A 19,872-nucleotide genomic window follows, 5' to 3' on the forward strand; every position below is an offset into this window, starting at 1 on the left:
GGCGGCCGTTCCATCGTCAGGTGAGCGCCGGCACATGCCGCTTCAGGAAAGCGTAGACGGTCCGTCCGTGTCCCGCAGCCGTGAAGTGTCCCGCGAACGGGAACGACACGATCGTCTTCTGTTCCGACGCAATGCCGTTGTAAGCGGCGTAGATCGTCTCCGGCCAGCACACCATGTCCTTCAGCCCGGCGGAGACGAGGATCGGACAGCGGATGCGGTCCGCACAGTTGACGGCGTCGAAATAGCTGAGCGTGGCGAGCACCCGTTCGAGATGCTCCGGATGCCGGTTCACGAACTAGGCCGCCTCCGAGAGCGAGCCCGTCGAATTGAAAATGCCGAAATCCATCTGGCACATGTTCGGAATGTCGGCCACCGCGGCCGCAATGCGCGGATGGAACGCCGCGGCAAGCAGCGTCAGCCCGCCGCCCTGGCTGACCCCCATCATCGCGATCCGGCCGGGATCGACTTCGGGCTGGGCGGCCGCCCAATCGACGGCCTGCAGCGCATCCAGCACGATCGCCTTGTAATAGCAGGTGTCCTTGTCCAGGATGCCCTGGGTGATCCAGCCTTTCACCGTGCCGTAGTCGGTGCCCGCCCGGTTGCCCGTCTCGCCGCCCTGTCCGCGCACATCAAACGCCATGACGGCGTAACCGCGCAGCAGCCAGGCGGCATACTGCTCCGGATCACCCTTCGAACCGGTGTAGCCGTGCGCGATGACCAGGCAAGGATACGGCGCGCTGGCGGGCGGCGGCGGCAGCAGGAACCAGGCGCGGACCGGCGTGCCGCCCCACCCGTCCAGCTTGACCCGGTACGCCCGGATACCGGGAAGCTCCGGATCTGCCTCGGTTCTTGCCCCCTTGCCGCCGAGTTCCGCGCGGATGTCCATCATCGACGACCAGAACGCCTCGTAGTCGTCCCGCGCCGTCCGCACCGGCTGTATGGCGGCCAGCGATTCCATCTTCCGCCGAATATAGTCCGTCAAATCAGCCGTCCCGCCTTTCTTCGGCTCCGGGTTCCGGCGAGCGGCCGGTATCGTGCAGGAAGGTATGAATCCGCTGCATCCGGATCACTTCGTTCGGTTCCAATCCGGTGCGGAAATAGGCGTACATATAGGCCGCTTCCAGAAACGCAAGCGCCGGATAGACCACGATCTGTCCGTTCGTATACGGGTTGTCGAGCAGCACCTGCCATTCGCCTTCCCGATGGTCCGGAGGGATGCGGAGAAAAACGTCGCGCTTGTATGCGGCGATGGATGCGAACTCTTCCCAGATGCGGGCCCACGAAGGGCTGATCCGTCCCGGCTCGGGCAGCACGTCGCGCCCGCGCCTGATCAGCCGCTCGGCTTCTTCCTGTTGCGGCTCGTCGTATTGCCGCAAGAATGTGCGGAAATCTTCCAGAAAAACGCGCACCGCGGCAAATCCGCCTTTCCGCAGTTCATCGCCGAACACCGCTTCCTGATCCGGCGCCAGTTCCCTGAACCGGGCGAACGATCCGGCCGCCTTCGTCATCGGCATCCCACAAATCCTCCTTGTGTCACGTCCTGAATTTCAGCTTGGCCGGAAGCCGGACAATTTCAAACAAACGGCGCAGCCCCCCTGACGGAAGGTGCGCCGTAGCCTATTGTTGCTTCAGGCCTCCGGATTACAGGTACGGATTCTCGTGCTTCGCTTTCAGCCGCTGCCAGCGCCGCTCGACTTCGTCCTCGAACGACTTCAGCGCTTCGGCGTATTCCGGACGCGCCAGGTGGCGCGTCTTGCCCATCCGTTTCAGCCAGTCGGACACCGGAATCCGCTTGCCCTTCTCCTCGGGGTTGTACGTGATGTTCGTCACCCCGTGCTCGACCTCGTAAAGCGGGAAGAAGCAGCTGTTGACCGCGTCGTCGATGAGCTCCTGGCCGATTTTCTCTTCCGAGAGCCAGTTCAGCGGACAGGTGATCAGAATCTTCCCGTAGACGAGGCCTTCGTTCTGCGCGTAATATTGCGCCTTCGCCGCTTTGCGGACCAGGTCCAGCGGCTGGCTTTCCGCTCCCGTAAATACATACGGAATGTTCGTGGCCGCCATGATCTGCGGCGTGTCCTTGTGGTGGAACAGCTTGCCGCCCTGATGCTTGCCGACGTTCGAGGTCGACGTCCGGTGGCCGAGCGGCGTCGAGTACGACAGCTGCGCGCCCGTATTCATGTAGCCTTCGTTGTCGTATTCAAGGATGATCATCTTATGATTGCGGAGCGCCGCGCCGATCGCCGGACCCATGCCGATGTCCATGCCGCCGTCGCCCGTGATCATGACGAACGTGAAGTCGTCCTTCAGGCCGAGATGGTCAAGCTCGCCGCGCCGCTTGCGCTCCCAGAACATCTCGACGACGCCGGACAGCGTCGCGGCACCGTTCTGGAACAGGTTGTGGATATACGTCGCCTTGTGGGACGAGTACGGATAACCGGTCGTAACGACCATCGCGCAGCCGGTCTGGAAGAGCGCGACGATGTCGCCCTCGATGCCCTTGAAGAACAGCTCGAGGCCGGAGAAAATGCCGCAGCCCGGGCAGGCGCCGTGGCCCGGCGCAAGCCGCTTCGGTTTCTTCGTCAGATTGCGGAGCGGCGGAACCTTCACTTTCAGTTTGCCCGTTTCCTCGTCCTTCTCCACCGTGATGAGGCCGGTCTTCAGGTCCTCGTACTTCATCGGCTCGAGAACCCGCTTCGGCGCCTTGGCCGGGTCGCCCGGCGTATGGCCGTAATAGTCGAACGGCTTCTCGACGTAGCCTTTCTCGGCCGCGTCAATCGCAAGCTCGAAGAAATGATGGCCGTCTTCGGCGTAGAAGTCCTTGCCGCCGAGGCCGTAGACCCGGCTGATCACCTTCGTCGTCGAGTTGCCGTGCGAGAACAGCGCCGCCTTCACTTCGAGCGTCATGTTGCCGCCGTAGGCGCCGTACGAATCGGCGCGGTCGCCGACCGTAACCGCCTTGACGTTCTTCAGCGCTTCGGCGATTTCCTTCTGCGGGAACGGGCGGATGATGTTCGGCGTGATCGCGCCCGCCTTGACGCCCTTCGCCCGTAGCTGGTCCACGACGTCCTTGATGATCTCCGACGCCGAGTTCAGCAGGAAGACGGCGACCTCCGCGTCTTCCATCCGGTACAGATCGAGCTTCGGATAATCGCGGCCGGTGAGCACGGCGTACTCTTTGCGGATCTCTTCAAAGACGTCCGCCGCGCGGTACATCGCTTCCGATTGCTGATAACGGTTGTTGATGAAGTCCGGTTCGTTCATGTACGGGCCGACCGTGATCGGATTGTTCCGGTCGAGCACGTGCGGGAACCCTTCCGGCGGCTGCTCGCCGATGAACTTGAGCACGTCTTCGCGGTGCGCGAACGTCTGCACGCGCCGCTTCTGGTGCGACGTGAAGTAGCCGTCCGACGCGACGATGACGGGCAGCCGGACGTCCGGATGTTCGGCCAGCTTGATCGCCATGATGTTCATGTCATAGACGGCCTGCGGATCGCGCGCGAGCAGAATCGGCCACCCCGTATTGAGCGCGTAGTACAGGTCGGAATGATCGCCGTGGATGTTGAGCGGTCCCGACACCGAACGGCAGACCAGGTTCATCACCATCGGGAAGCGCGTGCCGGATTGCACCGGCAGCTGCTCCAGCATGTACAGGAAGCCGTTCGCGCTGGTCACGTTGAACACGCGCCCGCCGGCGACGGAAGCGCCGTAGCAGATGCCGGCCGAGCCGTGCTCGCCGTCCGCCGGTATCAGCTTGATGTCATGCTGGCCGTTCGCCTTCATGAGGTCGAGGAATTGCGCGACCTCCGTGGACGGCGAAATCGGGAAATACCCCATGACATGGTAGTTGATCTGATGTGCGGCGTAAGCCGCCATCTCGTTGCCGGATTCATAGACCATCCGCTGCTCGACCGTGCCGGCCGGGCGTTCCTTGCTGATCTCGATCGCCATGCTCATTCACCTCGCAGATGAATTGTCGCCGGAGCCTTACGCGTTCGCGAGCGCGAAGCGGTGCGGCACGCGGTGTTCCTCGCCGTAGCCGTCCGTCTCCCGCTCGGCCGTAAGCGCTTCGGTCGGGCAGGCGACGACGCATTTCAGGCAGCCCTTGCAGTATTGGTAGTCGATCCCCTGCAGGAACATCTGCGGACGGCCTTTCTTGTCGGGCTTCTCCTCCCAGACGAAACAGAAGTCGGGACAGGCCGTGTCGCAGGCCGCGCAGTGGATGCATTTGTCTTCATGGAAATGCGGCATCATGCCCGCGCGGGATATGCTGAGATCCTTCAGGATGCTGTTGCCGGGATTCGTGACCGTGCCGCCGATCGGCTGCGTTTCATACCCGAGAATGGGAATGTCCCAGCGGGTCGGCTTCGGCATTTCGACGCCTTCGGACAGAGTGAACGTCTGGAATTTCACTTCGTTGTAGCCGCGTTCGAACGTCCGGATCGCCGGCTCGACGGCCTGCGGATACTTTTTCTCGAGCGACTTGCGAATGACGCCCTTCATGAATTCGGGATCCAGGAAATCGCACAGTCTGAACAGTCCGCCCAGCATCGCCATGTTGACGCGGTTCTTCTCCTCGAGCGCAATGCCCGTTGCGTCGACGACCGCGATCGTGCCGCCGAGCAGCTTCAGTTTGTCTTTGAGCTGTTCGGGCGACTTGGCCGAGTTGACGAGCACGATGCTGTCCTCGTAGATGCCGCTGATGACGTTGACCGTCTTGTACAGGTTTTCATGGAAAATGCCGACGATATGCGGCCGCTCGACCGGAGTCGTGTCCCGGATATGGACATCGGGCGCGCAGAAACGGATATGCGCCTTGACCGGCGAACCTTTCTTCTCCGAGCCGTAGGATGAGAAACTGACACCGTTGAATCCGCTTCCAACGACGCCTGCTTCGGCCAGCATCTTGCCGGCGAGATTGGCGCCGAGTCCGCCGATGGATTCCAGGCGAATCTCAAAGAAACCAAGCTCGTTCGTCTTCGGCAATACAGCCATGTCCCCACTTCCTTCTCGATTCGATTGGTCTTCCGTGTGCTCCTTCTCCTGTCGATGCGGCGACTATCGCAGCGATTTGCTTCTAGTATAACAGCATATGCCGAACTCTGAAAGAGGAGGCAGAAAATTGTGTGTTTTCACATAAATCAGGGCTCGTAGATCATTTTCTTCGTCATGCCGCCGTCGACGGTCAGGTTGATGCCGGTGACGAAGTCGTTGGCCGGATCGGTCAGATAGAAGCACGCCCGGACGATGTCGTCAGGCCTGCCGACGCGCCCCGCCGGATGCTGCGCGTGGTCGATGCCGCGCAGGGCGCCGTAATCGCCCGTCTCGATCCAGCCCGGGCTGATGCAGTTGACGCGGATGCCGTCCGGACCGAGCGACGCCGCCAGCGCGTGGGTCAGCGCGACGATCCCGCCCTTCGACGCGGCATAGGCTTCCGTATGCGGCTCCGACATGAACGCGCGCGTCGAGGCGATGTTGACGATCGAGCCGCCCTTGCCGGCGCGCCGCATCCGCATGGCGGCTTCCCTGGCGCACAGGAAAGCGGCCCGGAGGTTGACGCTCAGCACGCTGTCCCATTCTTCCCAGGTCAGCTCGTACGGGCTTTTGGTGATGCCGAACCCGGCGTTGTTGATGACAATGTCCGCGTGCAGCGACTGTTCATCCATGGATTGAAACAGCTCTTCAATCTGTTTTGGTACAGCCAGATCGGCAGGGATAAAAACGACATCCGCCTCCCCCGTGACGCCGCGAATCCGGCTTGCGATCTCCTCTCCCCGGCCGCGGTTCACATCGGTCATGACGACGGGATGCCCCGCCTTCGCGTACGCCTCGGCCAGCCGGCTGCCGATTCCGCCGGCCGCGCCGGTGATCAGTACGCGGCCTTTCGCCGCCTCATTCATGTTCCATCCCCTCTCCCGCTTCCAGTTTTGCGAGCCTGCCGGCCATCATGTCCCGCCAGTCGGCCGACAGCCCGTCCGCTTCGAGCACCCGCCGGATGGCGTCCCCGTCGCGCTTGCGATAGGCCGCGGTATGCGCCGCCTCGGCAACGGTCGGGCTGTCCGTCCGCTTTTCGATCCGCGTGATCCGGTCGCCTGCCACAACCGTCCCTTCTTCGAGGACGCGGAAATACCACCCGGTGAAGCCCGACTTCAGCACTTCGTCCGGCAGCTGAGGCCTGCCGTGGCGCATCCCCAGCTTGAAGCAGGGCATGCGCGGCTGCGTTACCTGGAACAGGGCAGTGCCGATGCGGAAGATGTCGCCGATATGGACGTCGGTCTCGCGGTATCCGCTGATGGAGAAATTTTCGCCGAACGCGCCGAAGCCGCACGGCTTCCCCCACAGATTTTCCCAATAGGAGCGGTGATCGTAGGTGTATACACATGCGGCCCGGTCAGGACCGCCGTGATTCACTTTGTCGGCCTGCCCGTCGCCCGGCAGTCCGTTCCGCAGCGCCCGCACGGGACCTTCCGCCGGAACTTTCAGGATGCCGCTCTCGACCGTTTTCGAACCATGCCTGAGTTCGGCCGGCATGCCGACGTTGACCGACAGCAGCACGCCTTCGCCGGAATTCGTCTCTTTCACGCCCTCACCCTTCATTCATTCTATTTTTTGTCATTATACCGGCATTGCGGCGGCGCGGACAATGAAATTCATCACTGCGCATCCGGCGCATGGATATAAAAAAATCGACAGCGGCGATGCGGATGCCGCTGTCGAAATGCGAATCTTCATGCATCTTCCTGCGCTTGCCCGGGAAATGCGTTCAATCATTGACGTTCATGACCCCGAGCGGGCTGTCCTCGCGCACGATGTCCGACAGGTCGAAGACCGATATCGGGAAATACGGGAAGCCGAACACGTAAGGCGTAATCTCGTATTGCTGGAAGTACAACACGAGCGCCCGGTCGGCAATGTAGAAGTCCGTGTCCGGGGTGACGGTCACCTGCGTGTTCTCGTACACGGGGATGTCCCGCCGCCGGACCTGCTCCCGGACCATCTCCGTCAGCCGCTCGAGATACGGGCTGCCGGGCTTGAACAGATCGCCGAGCTTGTGGACGCGCCCCGTATCGGTATCATACGTACGCGACGTCTGCAGCGTCCGGCCGTGCGCGCCGCCGGTGTAGGCGTAATTGTACAGCGATATGCTGAACACGCCCCGCTCGTTCGTCTTCACTTCGAACCAGCCGAGCATCTCGGCGCGCGGATCGTCGAGCGGTCCCTGCTGCGCTTCCAGCGACCGCTCCGCCTCCTGAAGCGACTGGCGGATGCGGCTCTGCGCCTCCAGATTCGGAAGGCCGCTGATGAACGGCGACCAGATTTCGGTCTTCGGCCGCGTCAGACGAACGGCCTGCACGATGAGGGGCAAACGGAATGCCATGCGCCAATGCACCTGCCTTGAATGGAATGGTACATTCTATGCAGGCGCCCGCCGCGTCATATCCGACCCGTCATCCCCGTTTCCGGCATGTGCCCTGTTACAGCATCGACCGTTCGCGGCCGGTCAGCCGCCGGCCGGCGACATCGAAGACGACGCGCCCTTCGCTCAAGCCGACGATGCGGTCGGCGAATTTCTCCGCCCATTCGAGATTGGACAGTACCGCGACTATGGCAATGCCGCGTTCGCACATCGCCTTCAGATCCGTCAGAATCCGCTCCGCGGAATGCGGATCGAGGCCGGTGACCGGCTCGTCGAGCAGAAGCGCGCGCGCGCCGTGCACGAGCGCCCGGGTGATGGCGACGCGCTGGCGTTCGCCGCCGCTGAGCGCGGACGCTTTCATGTGCGCCTTGTCGAGCAGGCCGACCTGTTCGAGCACATCCATGACACCCATATAGTCATCGTTGCGGACCGAGCCGATCATTCTGCGCCAGAGCGGCGTCTGATACCGCGTGCCGACGAGCGCGTTCTTCAGCGCGGTGCGGTTCGGATTGAGATCGGGCTTTTCTTCCAGATAGGCGATTTCCCGTTTCACGCGCATTTTCGCCTTCCATCCGCCCTTGAACACGTCTTCGCCGTCCAGCAGCAGCTGACCGCTCGTCCAATTCTCGCGCAGCGCGAGACACTTCAGCAGCATCGACTTGCCGCTGCCGCTCGCCCCGACCACCGCGGTGAATTGCCCGCGCTCCGCCTGGAAATCGACGTCCGCAAGCACCGTTTTGCCGTCGACAAGCCGTTTGGTCAATTTTCTCGCTTCGATCATGTCGCCCCTCCAACGTCCCAGCTTGCTCAAAAAATAGTCTAAGGGAATCGAGAAATACTTTCCACGCGAACAAATGTTTGCTATAATGGGAACAGGAACAAATGTTCTCCTTATTCATTCCAGGTGATCCGGAGGTGCCGATTCATGAGAAGCTGCGAGCATTACCGGTTTATCGAACGCCATCGTCCCTGGCGGGACCTGACGTTCAAGTTCTATTCGGACGGCGCCCTGACCATCATTGACAACGCCTCGGATACCGTCCTCTCGCCCAAGGATCTGAAGGGAGACAGCCTGGATTTCTACGTCAGGAAGCGCATCGCCTTCATCAAGAACGACCTCGCCCGGAAGCGTGCCTTGTATGCGTAACCGGATCCTTGCCGGGACCCGCCGATTTGACTGGCGGGTTCCGATCCGTTAGATTGAGGGAGACCGCAGCTTGCAGGATAAGGCATGGAAAACTGTCAGCAGCCGGAGGCAATATGAGACAGACGATCCTGTTCGACCTTGATGATACGCTTGTTCATTGCAATCGCTATTTCTTCATGGTCATCGACCAGTTCGCGGACTGGATGGCCGACCGGTTCAGGCGGGAAGGTCTCGACCCCGCCGAAGTGCGCCGCGTGCAGGCCGAGATCGACATCGCCGGCGTCCAGGTCGTCGGCTTCGACAGCGAGCATTTTCCCCGCTCGTTCGTCGAGACGTACCGGCATTTCGCCGCGCAGTTCGGCGTGAAGCCGTCGCGCGACGACGAGGAGACGGTGCGGCGGCTCGGCCGGAGCGTCTACGAGCTCGAGACGGAACCGTATCCGCACATGGAGGAAACGCTGGACCGGCTGAAGGAAGAAGGCCATGAGCTTCATCTGTATACCGGCGGCGAGCCGGAGATTCAGCGCCGGAAGATCGACAAGTTCAATCTGCAGCGCTATTTCGGTTCGCGCATCCATATCCGCCGGCACAAGAACGCCGACGCGCTGGAGCAGATTGCCGCATCGTGCGGTTTCGACCGCAGCCGCACCTGGATGATCGGCAATTCGCTTCGCACCGATGTCATCCCCGCGCTGAAGGCCGGCATTCACGCCATCCATGTGCAGGCGGAGACGGAATGGCAGTACAATATCGCCCGCGTCGACGTCGAGCCGAAGGGCGCTTTCATCCGCCTGAAACAGCTCATAGATGTGCCCGAGGCCATCGCCGGTTACGTCCGAACGCGGATGGTCCGCTGACAAGGAAGGGCTTGGCGCTGCCGTATGGCGCGCCAAGCCCTTGTTGTGGTTTATTCGGGTTCCGGTGCGATTTCGCCGGTCGCCGGATCGACCAGCCGCAGCCGGCCTTTCGCCTTCGTGCCTTCCGGCAGCGTCAGCACGAGCGGCCTCGTCTTGCCGGATGTCGCCAGCGACGCCGCCATCGCGGCGGTGATCCGCTTGCCGGCGTACTGTTTCCAGATGACGAATCGGCAGCCCTCGCGATAGCGGGAGCAGCCGTATCCCCGCTTCCCCTCGATGAGCGTGCCGCCGCAGCCCGGGCGCGGACAGGGGGCGATGGCGGCCGGCTGCCGCGCCTTGTCGCCGGCGGAAACGGAACCCGCGGGTTGGCCCACCGTGTTGCTGCCTGACGGACCGGATGCGATTTTCGCCGTTTTCACCGCTGTACTGCTTCCCGGAACGCCGGCAGCATCCGCAGCCGCTTTTGCCGCCCTCCTGGCGGACTTCTTGCCGGCAACGGTTTCCGCCGCTTGTGTCCGCCTCGCTCTTCCCTGCTTGCCGGATCGGCCTCCGCGTTCCGGTTCGGCGAATGTGCCTGGCGGCACCGGACGCTGCATGCGGACCAGCTCGACGATCTTCACCGCGAACCGCCGCACATTGTCCATGAACTGCTCGTCGGACGCTTCGCCGCGCGAAATCTGATGCAGCCGCTGCTCCCAGCGTCCCGTCATCTCCGGCGACGTGAGCAGCTCGACACCCGCCCCGCGGATCAGCTCGACCGCGGCGACGCCCTTCGGCGTAATCTCGATCGCTCGGCCTCTCAGCGCGGCATACCCGACCTGCTTCAGCCGTTCGATCGTCGCGGCGCGGGTCGCGGGTGTGCCGAGCCCGGTTTCCTTCATTGCCTCGCGCAGGTCTTCGTCCTCGATCATCCGGCCCGCCGACTCCATCGCCTTCAGCAGCGTGCCTTCGGTGTACGGCTTGGGCGGCTTGGTCGTTTTCTCCGCGATGTTGACGCCTTCGCAAAGGACCGGCGCATCGGGGTCCAGCGTGAAACCGCCGGTGACGATCTGCGTTCCGTCTTCGTCCCCGTCTTCCCCGTCCCGGTCGGACTTGCCGCGTCTGCCCTTTTTGCCGTTCCCGCCGTCATCCGTCTCGAGCACCGCTTTCCAGCCGGCGTCAAGCTGTTCCTTGACCGTCGTCTTGAACGTCTCGTCCGCCGCTTCCGTTACGATCTCATGCACCCGGTAAACGGCCGGCGGATAATAATGGGACAGGAACCGGCGCACGATCATATCGTAAAGCTTGCGCTCGTCGGGCGTCAGGCTGCCCGGCTTTTTCGGCGTCGGAAGAATCGCGTGGTGATCTTCCACCTTCGCCGGATTGCAGACCGCCTTGTTGCCGCGGTGGACAAGCCGCATGTCGGATCCGGCGGCAACCCGGTCGTACGGTGCGAGGTCCCGCAGCATGGCGAGCGCCTTGTGCATGTACGGAATGTTTTCCTCCGTGACATAGCGGGAACTGGTGCGCGGGTAGGTGATGACCTGGTGCCGTTCGTACAGCGACTGGGCGAGATCGAGTGTTTTTTTGGCGGAAAAGCCGTACTTTGCGTTCGCTTCCCGCTGCAGCAGCGTCAGATCGTACAGCCGGTACGGATACTCCTTCTGCTCGCTTACGTCATATTCGGCGATGCGGCCGGTCCGGCCCGCAGCCTTCCCGGCAATCGCCTCCGCCGCCTCGCGGCTCGTCAGCCGCTCGCCCGTCCGGATGCCGCGATAGGCCGTATTTCCGGAGAGAAACCGCCCGTGAACGGTATAATACGTCTCCGGACGGAACGCTTCGATCTCCTTGTGCCGCTCATAGAGCAGCGCGAGCACGGGCGTCTGGACGCGCCCGGCGGACAACAGCGTCCGGTGCCGGATCGTGAACGCCCGCGAGGCGTTCATCCCGATCAGCCAGTCCGCCTGGCTGCGCGCCCGCGCCGCCCGCGTCAACGCGTCGAATTCGCGGTCGCTTCGCAGCTCGGCGAAGCCGCGGCGGATCGTCTCCGGCGTCAGGTCGGATATCCAGAGCCGGTCGACGGGAAGATTCAGCTTCAAATATTCCCGGATCAAGTGGAAAATGAGCTGCCCTTCCCGGCCCGCGTCGCAGGCGTTCACGATGCGGTCGCACCGTTTCGCCAGCTCCGCGATGATCTTGAGCTGATCTTTCGTCTTCGGGTTCGGCTGCAGCTTGAACGCCGCGGGCAGAATCGGCAAATCTTCGTCCCGCCACTTCTTGTATTTGGCGTCGTAGCTTTCGGGTTCGGCGAGGCTGACCAGATGGCCGATCGCCCAGGTAATGATGTAGCTTTCGCCCTCCAGATAGCCTTGCCGCCGGGCGGCGCCCGGTTCGATGACGCGGGCGATCGTCCGGCCCATGTCCGGTTTCTCCGCGATGACGAGTGTCTTCACCCGCTTGTAACCGCTCCTTCCCCGCCGCCTGACAAATATTGTTCCATGGTGCTGAACAGGGCGTTCACGCCGCGATGCCAGAGCGGATCTTCGGCGTATTCCCGGTTGATCCATTCGACCGGATCGACGCCCGCCGGCCGCTCCCGGCTGAGCCGGATGATCGTGCGGGCGGCGACTTCCGCCGAATGGGCAGTCGTCGTATTGAATTCCTGCCAGCTGTGATACACGTTGAACGGATTGTTGGCGATGAGTTCAGCCTGCGGATGATCCTCAGGCACGAAACCCTGTTCCTGGCCGGTAATGGCGAACAGGAGCAGCGGATGGATGTCGAATTCATACGCCGTTCCCATGATCGTCGAAAAATACGGTTCATGCCGCAGCAGCGAATTGCGCGTGGCGAGGTACTCCCGCAGCCTGTCCGCATCGATCTCCTTGTAGCGAAGCCGTACCGGCAGCTCGTTGCCCTCGACCCGGCTTGCGCTCGGCGTCAGAGTATAATCTTGGGACATGGACTCGGGCATCGGCGGAGGAAATGCAGGCATTTCGGCCTTTTTCGAAGCGGCCGTGATGCCGTATGCCGACATGCCGACGGCGAGCAGCGCCGCAAGCGCCGCGTAATGCCAGCGCAATTGTCGTGCCGGCCGGTCCGGCTGTCCCGAGGCGTGATCCGGTTGCTTCGGGAAAGGCACGACGACGGCGCCGGACGGATGTTCCGCAGCCGCGGCGGAGGCCGGAGACCAACGGCCGGCATCGGAGGCCCGACAGGTCGCGTTTTCCGCGCTCCCCGCTGCCGCCGTCCGCAGGGCGTACCAGGCTTGCAAGCCGTTTTCGGCGCCGGCGAGGGCCGATTCCAGCGCCTCCGCATGAAGCCCCGAACCGAGCCGCTCGGCCGCCCAGGCTTGCAGCGCGCGCAATCGATCCGGTTCGCGCCAATCCAGCTGCATGATCTGCTCCAGCACGTCCGCGGCCGCGACCGGCCGCCGGCCGGCAAGCACGACATGGCGGATGAGCGCATCCGTCAGCCGGCGCCGCAGTGGCGCCTCGAAAGCCGGCAACTGCCGTTCGATGGCGCGCCGCACGGCGTCCGCGACGATCTCCGCATGCCGCTCGCCGGGCAGCGAAGCATATTTCGTTCGCACATAACTCCGGATTCTGCCGACGTCCCCCGGCGTCAGGATCAGCACGTCTCCGCCTGACACAAGCTACCGCTCCCTTGCGCTGCTGTTGGTACAGTTTGCGAGAAGTGATGCTGCTCCTGATTCTACCATATTTCCATGCGGCAGCGTAAGAGATTGCGAGAGTGCCGGGTGCAGGAAGCCGCTGCAGCGCGGCATGGCGTCCGGAGCGCCATGGTGTCGGGTCCGCCGCAGCTCATGCCCCCAAGCAAATCGGGACCGCCCGAATGTCATCCATCAACGGTGACTTCCGGGACAGCCCCTTCATCATGCGTCGCGCGTCACGGCAGCTGCGTCGACCCCATCAGATAGCGGTCCACTTCGCGCGCCGCCTCGCGGCCTTCGTTGATCGCCCACACGACCAGGCTCTGGCCGCGGCGCATGTCGCCTGCGGCGAACACCTTCTCGACGTTCGTGCGGTACTTGCCGTATTCCGCCTTTACGTTCGAGCGGCGGTCCGTCTCCAGCCCGAGCTGCTCGATCAGCGTCCGCTCCGGCCCTTCGAAGCCGACCGCGATCAACACGAGATCGGCCTTCCACACCCGCTCGGTGCCGGGAATTACCTTGTAGATCTTGCGCCCCGTCTCGTCGACGATCCGCTCGATCCCGACCGTGTGCAGCTCCTTCACATGGCCGTTCTCATCGCCGACGAACTTCTTCGTCAGCACCGAGAACGCCCGCGGATCTTCGCCGAACAGCGCCTTTGCTTCCTCGTGCGCGTAATCGAGCGTATAGACGTTCGGAAATTGCGGCCACGGATTCGCAACCGGGTCCCGCGACAGCGGCGCCCGGGCATGGGTGCCGAACTGCGTAACCGAGCGGCAGCCGTGGCGCAGCGCCGTTGCGACGCAGTCCGTGCCGGTATCGCCGCCGCCGATGACGATGACGTCCTTATCCTTCGCGTCGATATAATTGCCGTCCTTCAGACCGCTGTCCAGGAAGCTTTTGATCGTCGCGTTCAGGAAATCCATCGCCATATGAATGCCCTTCAGATTCCGGCCTTCGATGTCGATGTCGCGCGCCTTCGTCGCGCCGCCGCACAGGACGACGGCGTCGTATTCCTCGACCAGTTTCTGCGCCGGAATGTCGCGGCCGATCTCCGTGTTCGTGATGAATTCAATGCCTTCCGCCTTGAGCAGATTGACGCGGCGTTCGACGATCGACTTGTCGAGCTTCATCGTCGGAATGCCGTAGGTGAGCAGCCCGCCGATCCGGTCGGCCCGCTCGTACACCGTCACATCGTGTCCGGCCTTGTTCAGCTGCGCAGCCGCGGCGAGTCCGGCCGGACCCGACCCGACGACCGCCACGCGCTTGCCGGTCCGCTTCTGCGGCGGCTGCGGCACAATCCAGCCTTCCTCGAAGCCCCGGTCGACGATCGCCTGCTCGATCGTCTTGATCGCAACCGGCTCGCCGATCAGCCCGACCGTGCAAGAGCCTTCGCACGGCGCCGGGCAGACCCGGCCCGTGAACTCGGGAAAATTGTTCGTCTTGTGCAGCCGGTCAAGCGCCTCGCGCCACAGTCCGCGGTACACGAGGTTGTTCCATTCCGGAATGAGGTTGTGCAGCGGACAGCCGGATACGCCGCCGGCCAGTTCGATGCCGGTATGGCAGTAGGGCGTGCCGCAATCCATGCAACGCGCACCCTGCGTGCGCAGCTGCTCCTCGTCCATGTGAAGGTGAAATTCATACCAGTCGCGGACCCGCTCGAGCGGATCGCGGTCTCTCGGAATTTCGCGTTTGTATTCCATGAATCCGGTCGGCGTGGACATCGGTATTCCCCTTTCCAGCGGCCCCGCCATCGGTCTTGTCCGACCGAACGCGGTCTGGCCGCGCTTCGCGGCAGTTCTCGATAATCCTAATCGTACCATCCCGCGGTGCCGATCATAATGGATTATCCGCACAACTATTTGCACTTCATGACGAAGGCCGGGAAAAGGGGATGGGTTATTCGCCAACCGGTTTGTGCACGTAAGTGTTGAATCGGAACGAATAGACGTGGCGCTCGTCCGCCGGGTGGTGTTCACTTTCCACAAGCACCCATTCGGCCGGATTCCATTCCGGGAACCGGGCGTCGCCCTCCACTTCCGCATCGACTTCCGTCAGCAGCATCCGGTCGGCATGGGGCAGAAACTGGGCGTACACTTCCGCCCCGCCCGCCACCATCAGTTCCCCGTCTCCGTAACGCGACAGCGCCTCTTCCACCGAATGGACGACTTCGCAGCCTTCCGGCCGGTAATCGGACTGGCGCGTCAGCACGACGTTCAGACGGTTCTTCAAGGGTCCGCCCGGCAGCGACTCGAACGTCCGCCGTCCCATCAGCACGGTGCGGCCGAGCGTCGATCGCATGAAAAATTTCAAATCATCCGGCAGCCTCCACGGCAGCCCGTTGTCCCGTCCGATGACGCGATTGCGCGCCATGGCGGCGATCAGCGTAATCGTCATGTCAACCTCCGGCAGCAATCTGCATAAACCAACCGTTTCTCACACGGCGACGGGCGCCTTGATCGCGGGATGCGGGTCGTAACCTTCGACGGCGATGTCGTCCATCTCGTAGTCGAAGACCGACTTCACATCCGGATTCAGACGGAGCCTCGGCAGCGGCCGCGGATCGCGGGACAGCTGCGTCCGCACCTGATCGATATGATTGAGATAGATGTGCGCGTCGCCGATCGTATGGACGAATTCGCCGGCCGTAAGGCCGCATTCCCGGGCGATCATGTGCGTCAGCAGCGCGTAGCTCGCGATGTTGAACGGCACGCCCAGAAACAAGTCGCCGCTCCGCTGGTAGAGCTGGCACGACAGCCGCCCGTTTGCGACCCAGAACTGGAACAGGACGTGGCACGGCGGCAGCGCCGCCCGTTCCGGCACCGCGTCTTCCGGCGACCAGGCCGTCACGATCAGCCGGCGCGAATCGGGATTGCGCTTGATCTCGTCAATGACATTGCGCAGCTGATCGATCGTCTCGCCGCGCGACGTCTCCCAGCGGCGCCACTGCTTCCCGTAGACATTGCCCAGCTCGCCGTATTTCGCGGCGAACGCGTCGTCTTCGAGGATGCGGCGCTTGAAGATCGCTTCCTGCTCTTCGTAAAGCTTCGCGAATGCCGGGTCTTGCTGCGCGCGCAGCCCGAAATTCGTCATGTCGGGGCCGTCATAATCCGGGCTTTCCACCCAGCGCTTGAACGCCCATTCGTTCCAGATGTTGTTGTTGTGTTGAAGCAGATAGCGAATGTTCGTGTCGCCGCGGATGAACCAGAGCAGCTCGTTGGCCACCAGGCGGAACGCCACCCTTTTGGTCGTCAGCAGCGGAAATCCTTCCCCGAGATCAAAACGCATCTGGCAGCCGAACACCGACAGCGTTCCCGTCCCTGTCCGGTCTTCCTTGCGCACGCCATTGTGAAGCACGTGATCCAGCAGATCAAGATATGCTCTCTCGTTCTTGCTCATTGCTCGCCCTCCGCCATGACCATTGATATCCCTATTGTACCATGTTTCGGACGGGGCCGGTTGAAATGTTGCGGAACGCCGGCTATTTTCCGCTCCTTCTCCGCCTGCGCTCCTGCCGCTGCGCATGCCGATCTTCCGCGGACTCGTGCAGCCAGCGTTCCTCTTCCGTCTCGGGGTAGACCTCCGGGATGGGCGCCGGCCTGCCGTCTTCCCCGAGCGCCACGCCGGTGAGGAACGCCGTGACGGTCGTCTGCCGCTCGCCGGTATACGGCTGTTCGGAGTCGACCTTCACATAGATTTCCATCGACGACCGGAACGTCCGGGTGACGAACGCCTCGAGCTGGATCACTTCGCCGAGCCGGATCGGCTTCAGGAAGTCCATGCTGTCGCTCGACGCGGTGACAACCGGCTTGCGCGCATGCCGCATTCCGGCAATCGCCGCCGTCTTGTCGATGTATTCCATCAGCTTGCCGCCGAACATCGTGCCGTGATGATTCGTGTCCTGCGGGAAGACGAGCTGTGTCATGATCGTTCGGGACGCGCCGCATGGCTTGCGGTCTTGCGCGCTTTCCATCGGGCTCTCTCCTTTCTCTGTCCAAAAAACAAAAGGAGGAACCGCCGACTGCGGCAGTCCTCCCCCATGTTCTCGATTATGACTCTCCGTCAACGGACGATCGCGTGGATCGGATGGCCGAGCGCCACTTCGGCCGCTTCCATGACCATCTCGCCGAGCGTCGGATGCGCGTGGATCGTCAAGGCCACATCTTCCAGCGTGGCGCCCATCTCGATCGCCAGGCCCATCTCGGCGATCAGGTTGGACGCTTCATGGCCGGCAACCTGCGCGCCGAGCAGCAGGCCCGTTTCCGCGTCCGCGACCAGCTTCACGAAACCTTCGGCGGCGCCGAGCGAGACGGCGCGGCCGTTCGCGCCGTACGAGAAGCGGCCGACCTTCGTCTTGTACCCCTGCGCCTTCGCTTCGGCGTCGGTCAGGCCGACGCTCGCGCATTCCGGATCGGAGAAGCAGACCGCCGGAATGCAGCGGTAGTCCACTTTGCTCGGCAGGCCGGCGATCGCTTCGGCCGCGACCTTCGCCTCATACGTCGCCTTGTGCGCAAGCGCCGGACCCGGCACGATATCGCCGATCGCGTAGATGTGCGGAATGTTGGTGCGGCATTGATCGTCGACTTCGACGAGGCCGCGGTCCGTCAGCTTGATGCCGATCAGATCGAGGCCAAGCTCGCCGTCGGTGTTCGGACGGCGTCCGACCGTAACCAGCAGGTAGTCGGCCGTCACTTTCTTCTCTTCGCCGCCGACCGTGAACGTCACCGTCACATCCTTGTCGGTCTGTTCGGCCGATTGCGCCTGCGCGCCGGTGTAGACGTCGACGTTCGACGACGCCAGTTTCTTCGCCACAAGCCGCGACATTTCCGGATCGAAGCCGGGCAGGATCGTGTCCGCGCCTTCGATGACCGTTACCTTCGTGCCGAACTTCGCATACATTTGGCCGAGTTCGATGCCGATGTAGCCGCCGCCGATGACGACCAGGCTTTGCGGCCGCTCCGGCAGCGACAGCGCCTCGGTCGACGACAGGATGCGGCCGCCGAACGGGAATGCCTTCAGCTCGATCGGCCGGGAGCCGGTCGCGATGATGCAATGTTTGAACCGGTAGCGCGGCGATTCCTGCTCATTGAACACGCGCGCTTCGTGCTCGTTGATGAACATCACTTCGCCGCTGAAGAACTGCACTTTGTTCCCCTTGAGCAGCGCGTTGACGCCGCCGGTCATTTTGGACACGACACTATTCTTGTGCTCCTGCACTTTCGCCCAGTTGACGGACGGTTCGCCGGCCTCAATGCCGAACTGAGCCGCGTGCTTGACCGCTTCATACTGATGCGCGGCCGAAATGAGCGCCTTCGACGGAATGCAGCCGACGTTCAGACATACGCCGCCGACATACTGCTTGTCGACGCACAGGACGGAGAACCCGAGCTGCGCGGCGCGGATGGCGGCTACATAGCCGCCAGGGCCGGCGCCGATGACGAGCACGTCGATATCGAGGGATGCGTCGCCCACGACCATCGGTTACACCTCCATGACCAGCAGTTCCGGATCGCCGAGGAGCTGCTTGATGTAGTTCAGGAAATTTTGCGCCGTGGCGCCGTCGATCAGCCGGTGGTCGAAGCTGAGCGAGAGTGCGAGCACCGGCGCGGCGACGATCTCCCCGCCGCGGACGATCGGTTTCTCCGCGATGCGGCCCGTGCCGAGAATCGCGACTTCCGGATAGTTGATGACCGGCGTGAAGAACATGCCGCCCGCCGAGCCGATGTTCGTGATCGTCATCGTGCTGCCGCGCAGCTCATGCGGCGCGAGCTTGCCTTCGCGGCCGCGCGCCGCCAGGTCGCGGATCTCGTCCGCGATCATCCAGATGCTCTTCCGGTCGGCGTCCGCGACGACCGGCACGATCAGGCCGGCATCCGTATCCGTCGCGATGCCGATGTTGTAGTACTTCTTGTAGACGATCTCCTGCGTCTCTTCGTCGAGCGACGCATTCATGATCGGATACTCGCGCAACGCGGCGACGAGCGCCTTCACGATGAACGGCAGATACGTCAGCTTGACGCCCTTCTTCTCCGCGAGCGGCTTCGCCTTCGCGCGCAGTTCGACGAGCTTCGTCACGTCGACTTCGTCCATCAGCGTCACGTGCGGCGCGGTATAGACCGACTTCACCATCGCGTTCGCGATCGCCTTGCGAATGCCCTTGAGCGGCACGCGTTCCTCGACGCGAGATCCCGCCGGTACTGCCGCCGCTGCTGTCGGCGCGGCCTGAGCCGCCTCCGCAGCCGGAGCTGCCGGCGCCGCACCGCCCGCCGCCGCGCGGTCTACGTCTTCGCGCGTAATTCGGCCGTTCTTGCCCGTGCCGGTTACCTGCGTCAGATCGACGCCTTTCTCGCGCGCGTATTTGCGTACGCCCGGCGTCGCGAGCACCAGGCCGCCCGCCTTGGGCGCTTCGGCCGCCGCAGGTGCCGCAGGCGCGGGCGGCGCCGACGGCGCGCTTGCTCCCGGCGTTGCCGCCGAAGCCTCCGGTGCCGGCGCCTGGGAGCCTTGCGACTCGCCGCCGGCGGACGGTGCCTGCTCCGGCACGTCGCCTTCGGCTTCAATGACGGCGACGACTTCGCCGACATGGCAGACCTGCCCGTCCTTCACGAGCACTTCCAGCACGGTGCCGTTCACCGGGCACGGCACTTCGACGATCGCCTTGTCGTTCTGCACTTCCATGATGATGTCGTCATCGGTGACCTTGTCGCCGGGCTTGATGTTGATTTTGATAATCTCGCCTTCGTGCAGTCCTTCGCCCAGCTCCGGGAACCGGTATTCGAATCTTGCCACTGGCCTTATCCTCCTC

17 protein-coding genes and 1 pseudogene are annotated in these 19,872 nt (G+C 63.1%); 2 read left to right on the forward strand and 16 right to left on the reverse strand.

Annotation, left to right across the window (positions count from 1 at the left end):
* Positions 1 to 16: 16 nt before the first annotated feature.
* From C6W55_RS06410 to C6W55_RS06445, 8 genes and pseudogenes are all read right to left on the reverse strand, one after another.
* Positions 17 to 958, reverse strand: a pseudogene (locus C6W55_RS06410) (acetylxylan esterase).
* Between the two features lie 25 nt (positions 959 to 983).
* The gene (locus C6W55_RS06415) at positions 984 to 1,514 is read right to left on the reverse strand and encodes a hypothetical protein (RefSeq protein ID WP_286891997.1); all 531 of its coding nucleotides are present in this window, start codon (positions 1,512 to 1,514) and stop codon (positions 984 to 986) included.
* Positions 1,515 to 1,641: 127 nt separating this feature from the next.
* The gene (locus C6W55_RS06420) at positions 1,642 to 3,948 is read right to left on the reverse strand and encodes a thiamine pyrophosphate-dependent enzyme (RefSeq protein ID WP_015254585.1); all 2,307 of its coding nucleotides are present in this window, start codon (positions 3,946 to 3,948) and stop codon (positions 1,642 to 1,644) included.
* Between the two features lie 36 nt (positions 3,949 to 3,984).
* Positions 3,985 to 4,992: a 2-oxoacid:acceptor oxidoreductase family protein gene (locus C6W55_RS06425; RefSeq protein ID WP_286891998.1), complete on the reverse strand. Its 1,008-nt coding sequence runs from the start codon at positions 4,990 to 4,992 to the stop codon at positions 3,985 to 3,987.
* A gap of 146 nt (positions 4,993 to 5,138) precedes the next feature.
* Positions 5,139 to 5,897, reverse strand: coding sequence for an SDR family NAD(P)-dependent oxidoreductase (locus C6W55_RS06430; RefSeq protein WP_286891999.1), 759 nt, complete (start codon positions 5,895 to 5,897; stop codon positions 5,139 to 5,141).
* Positions 5,890 to 6,579, reverse strand: coding sequence for an MOSC domain-containing protein (locus tag C6W55_RS06435; protein WP_286892000.1), 690 nt, complete (start codon positions 6,577 to 6,579; stop codon positions 5,890 to 5,892). Before C6W55_RS06435 ends, C6W55_RS06430 begins: the two co-directional genes overlap by 8 nt.
* Before the next feature lie 181 nt (positions 6,580 to 6,760).
* Positions 6,761 to 7,375: a DUF3298 and DUF4163 domain-containing protein gene (locus C6W55_RS06440; RefSeq protein WP_015254589.1), complete on the reverse strand. Its 615-nt coding sequence runs from the start codon at positions 7,373 to 7,375 to the stop codon at positions 6,761 to 6,763.
* A 97-nt stretch (positions 7,376 to 7,472) separates the two neighbouring features.
* Positions 7,473 to 8,195 (reverse strand): phosphonate ABC transporter ATP-binding protein, encoded by a 723-nt coding sequence (locus tag C6W55_RS06445; RefSeq protein ID WP_286892001.1) that lies wholly within the window; start codon positions 8,193 to 8,195, stop codon positions 7,473 to 7,475.
* Between the two features lie 144 nt (positions 8,196 to 8,339).
* Here C6W55_RS06445 and C6W55_RS06450 point away from each other — a divergent pair, with 144 nt between their 5' ends.
* A complete protein-coding gene (locus C6W55_RS06450) occupies positions 8,340 to 8,561 on the forward strand; it encodes a hypothetical protein (RefSeq protein ID WP_015254591.1) in 222 nt (73 codons plus the stop codon).
* Between the two features lie 113 nt (positions 8,562 to 8,674).
* Positions 8,675 to 9,418, forward strand: coding sequence for an HAD family hydrolase (locus C6W55_RS06455; RefSeq protein WP_286892003.1), 744 nt, complete (start codon positions 8,675 to 8,677; stop codon positions 9,416 to 9,418).
* A gap of 50 nt (positions 9,419 to 9,468) precedes the next feature.
* Here the strand turns inward: C6W55_RS06455 and C6W55_RS06460 are convergent, their stop codons facing one another.
* The 8 genes from C6W55_RS06460 to C6W55_RS06495 all read right to left on the reverse strand — a co-directional run bounded on the left by C6W55_RS06460 (position 9,469) and on the right by C6W55_RS06495 (position 19,856).
* On the reverse strand, positions 9,469 to 11,850 hold the full coding sequence (locus C6W55_RS06460; RefSeq protein ID WP_286892004.1) for a type IA DNA topoisomerase: 2,382 nt from the start codon (positions 11,848 to 11,850) through the stop codon (positions 9,469 to 9,471).
* Positions 11,847 to 13,049 (reverse strand): hypothetical protein, encoded by a 1,203-nt coding sequence (locus C6W55_RS06465; protein WP_286892005.1) that lies wholly within the window; start codon positions 13,047 to 13,049, stop codon positions 11,847 to 11,849. The genes C6W55_RS06460 and C6W55_RS06465 overlap by 4 nt, the downstream gene beginning before the upstream one ends.
* A 257-nt stretch (positions 13,050 to 13,306) precedes the next feature.
* On the reverse strand, positions 13,307 to 14,794 hold the full coding sequence (locus C6W55_RS06470) for a glutamate synthase subunit beta (RefSeq protein ID WP_286892006.1): 1,488 nt from the start codon (positions 14,792 to 14,794) through the stop codon (positions 13,307 to 13,309).
* Between the two features lie 175 nt (positions 14,795 to 14,969).
* Entirely contained in the window at positions 14,970 to 15,467 is a 498-nt protein-coding gene (locus tag C6W55_RS06475; protein WP_286892008.1) for a dihydrofolate reductase, read from the reverse strand.
* A gap of 39 nt (positions 15,468 to 15,506) precedes the next feature.
* Positions 15,507 to 16,469, reverse strand: a complete 963-nt coding sequence (locus C6W55_RS06480) for a thymidylate synthase (protein ID WP_286892009.1) — start codon at positions 16,467 to 16,469, stop codon at positions 15,507 to 15,509.
* 82 nt (positions 16,470 to 16,551) lie between these two features.
* Positions 16,552 to 17,043 carry an acyl-CoA thioesterase gene (locus C6W55_RS06485; protein ID WP_286892010.1) on the reverse strand — a complete coding sequence of 164 codons (492 nt, stop codon included), beginning with the start codon at positions 17,041 to 17,043 and terminating at the stop codon, positions 16,552 to 16,554.
* 89 nt (positions 17,044 to 17,132) lie between these two features.
* A complete protein-coding gene (gene lpdA / locus C6W55_RS06490; protein WP_286892011.1) occupies positions 17,133 to 18,548 on the reverse strand; it encodes a dihydrolipoyl dehydrogenase in 1,416 nt (471 codons plus the stop codon).
* A gap of 3 nt (positions 18,549 to 18,551) precedes the next feature.
* Entirely contained in the window at positions 18,552 to 19,856 is a 1,305-nt protein-coding gene (locus C6W55_RS06495) for a dihydrolipoamide acetyltransferase family protein (protein ID WP_286892012.1), read from the reverse strand.
* Between the last annotated feature and the right edge of the window lie 16 nt (positions 19,857 to 19,872).

Source organism: Thermobacillus sp. (assembly GCF_003390775.1).
Taxonomy (GTDB): Bacteria; Bacillota; Bacilli; order Paenibacillales; family Paenibacillaceae; genus Thermobacillus; species Thermobacillus xylanilyticus.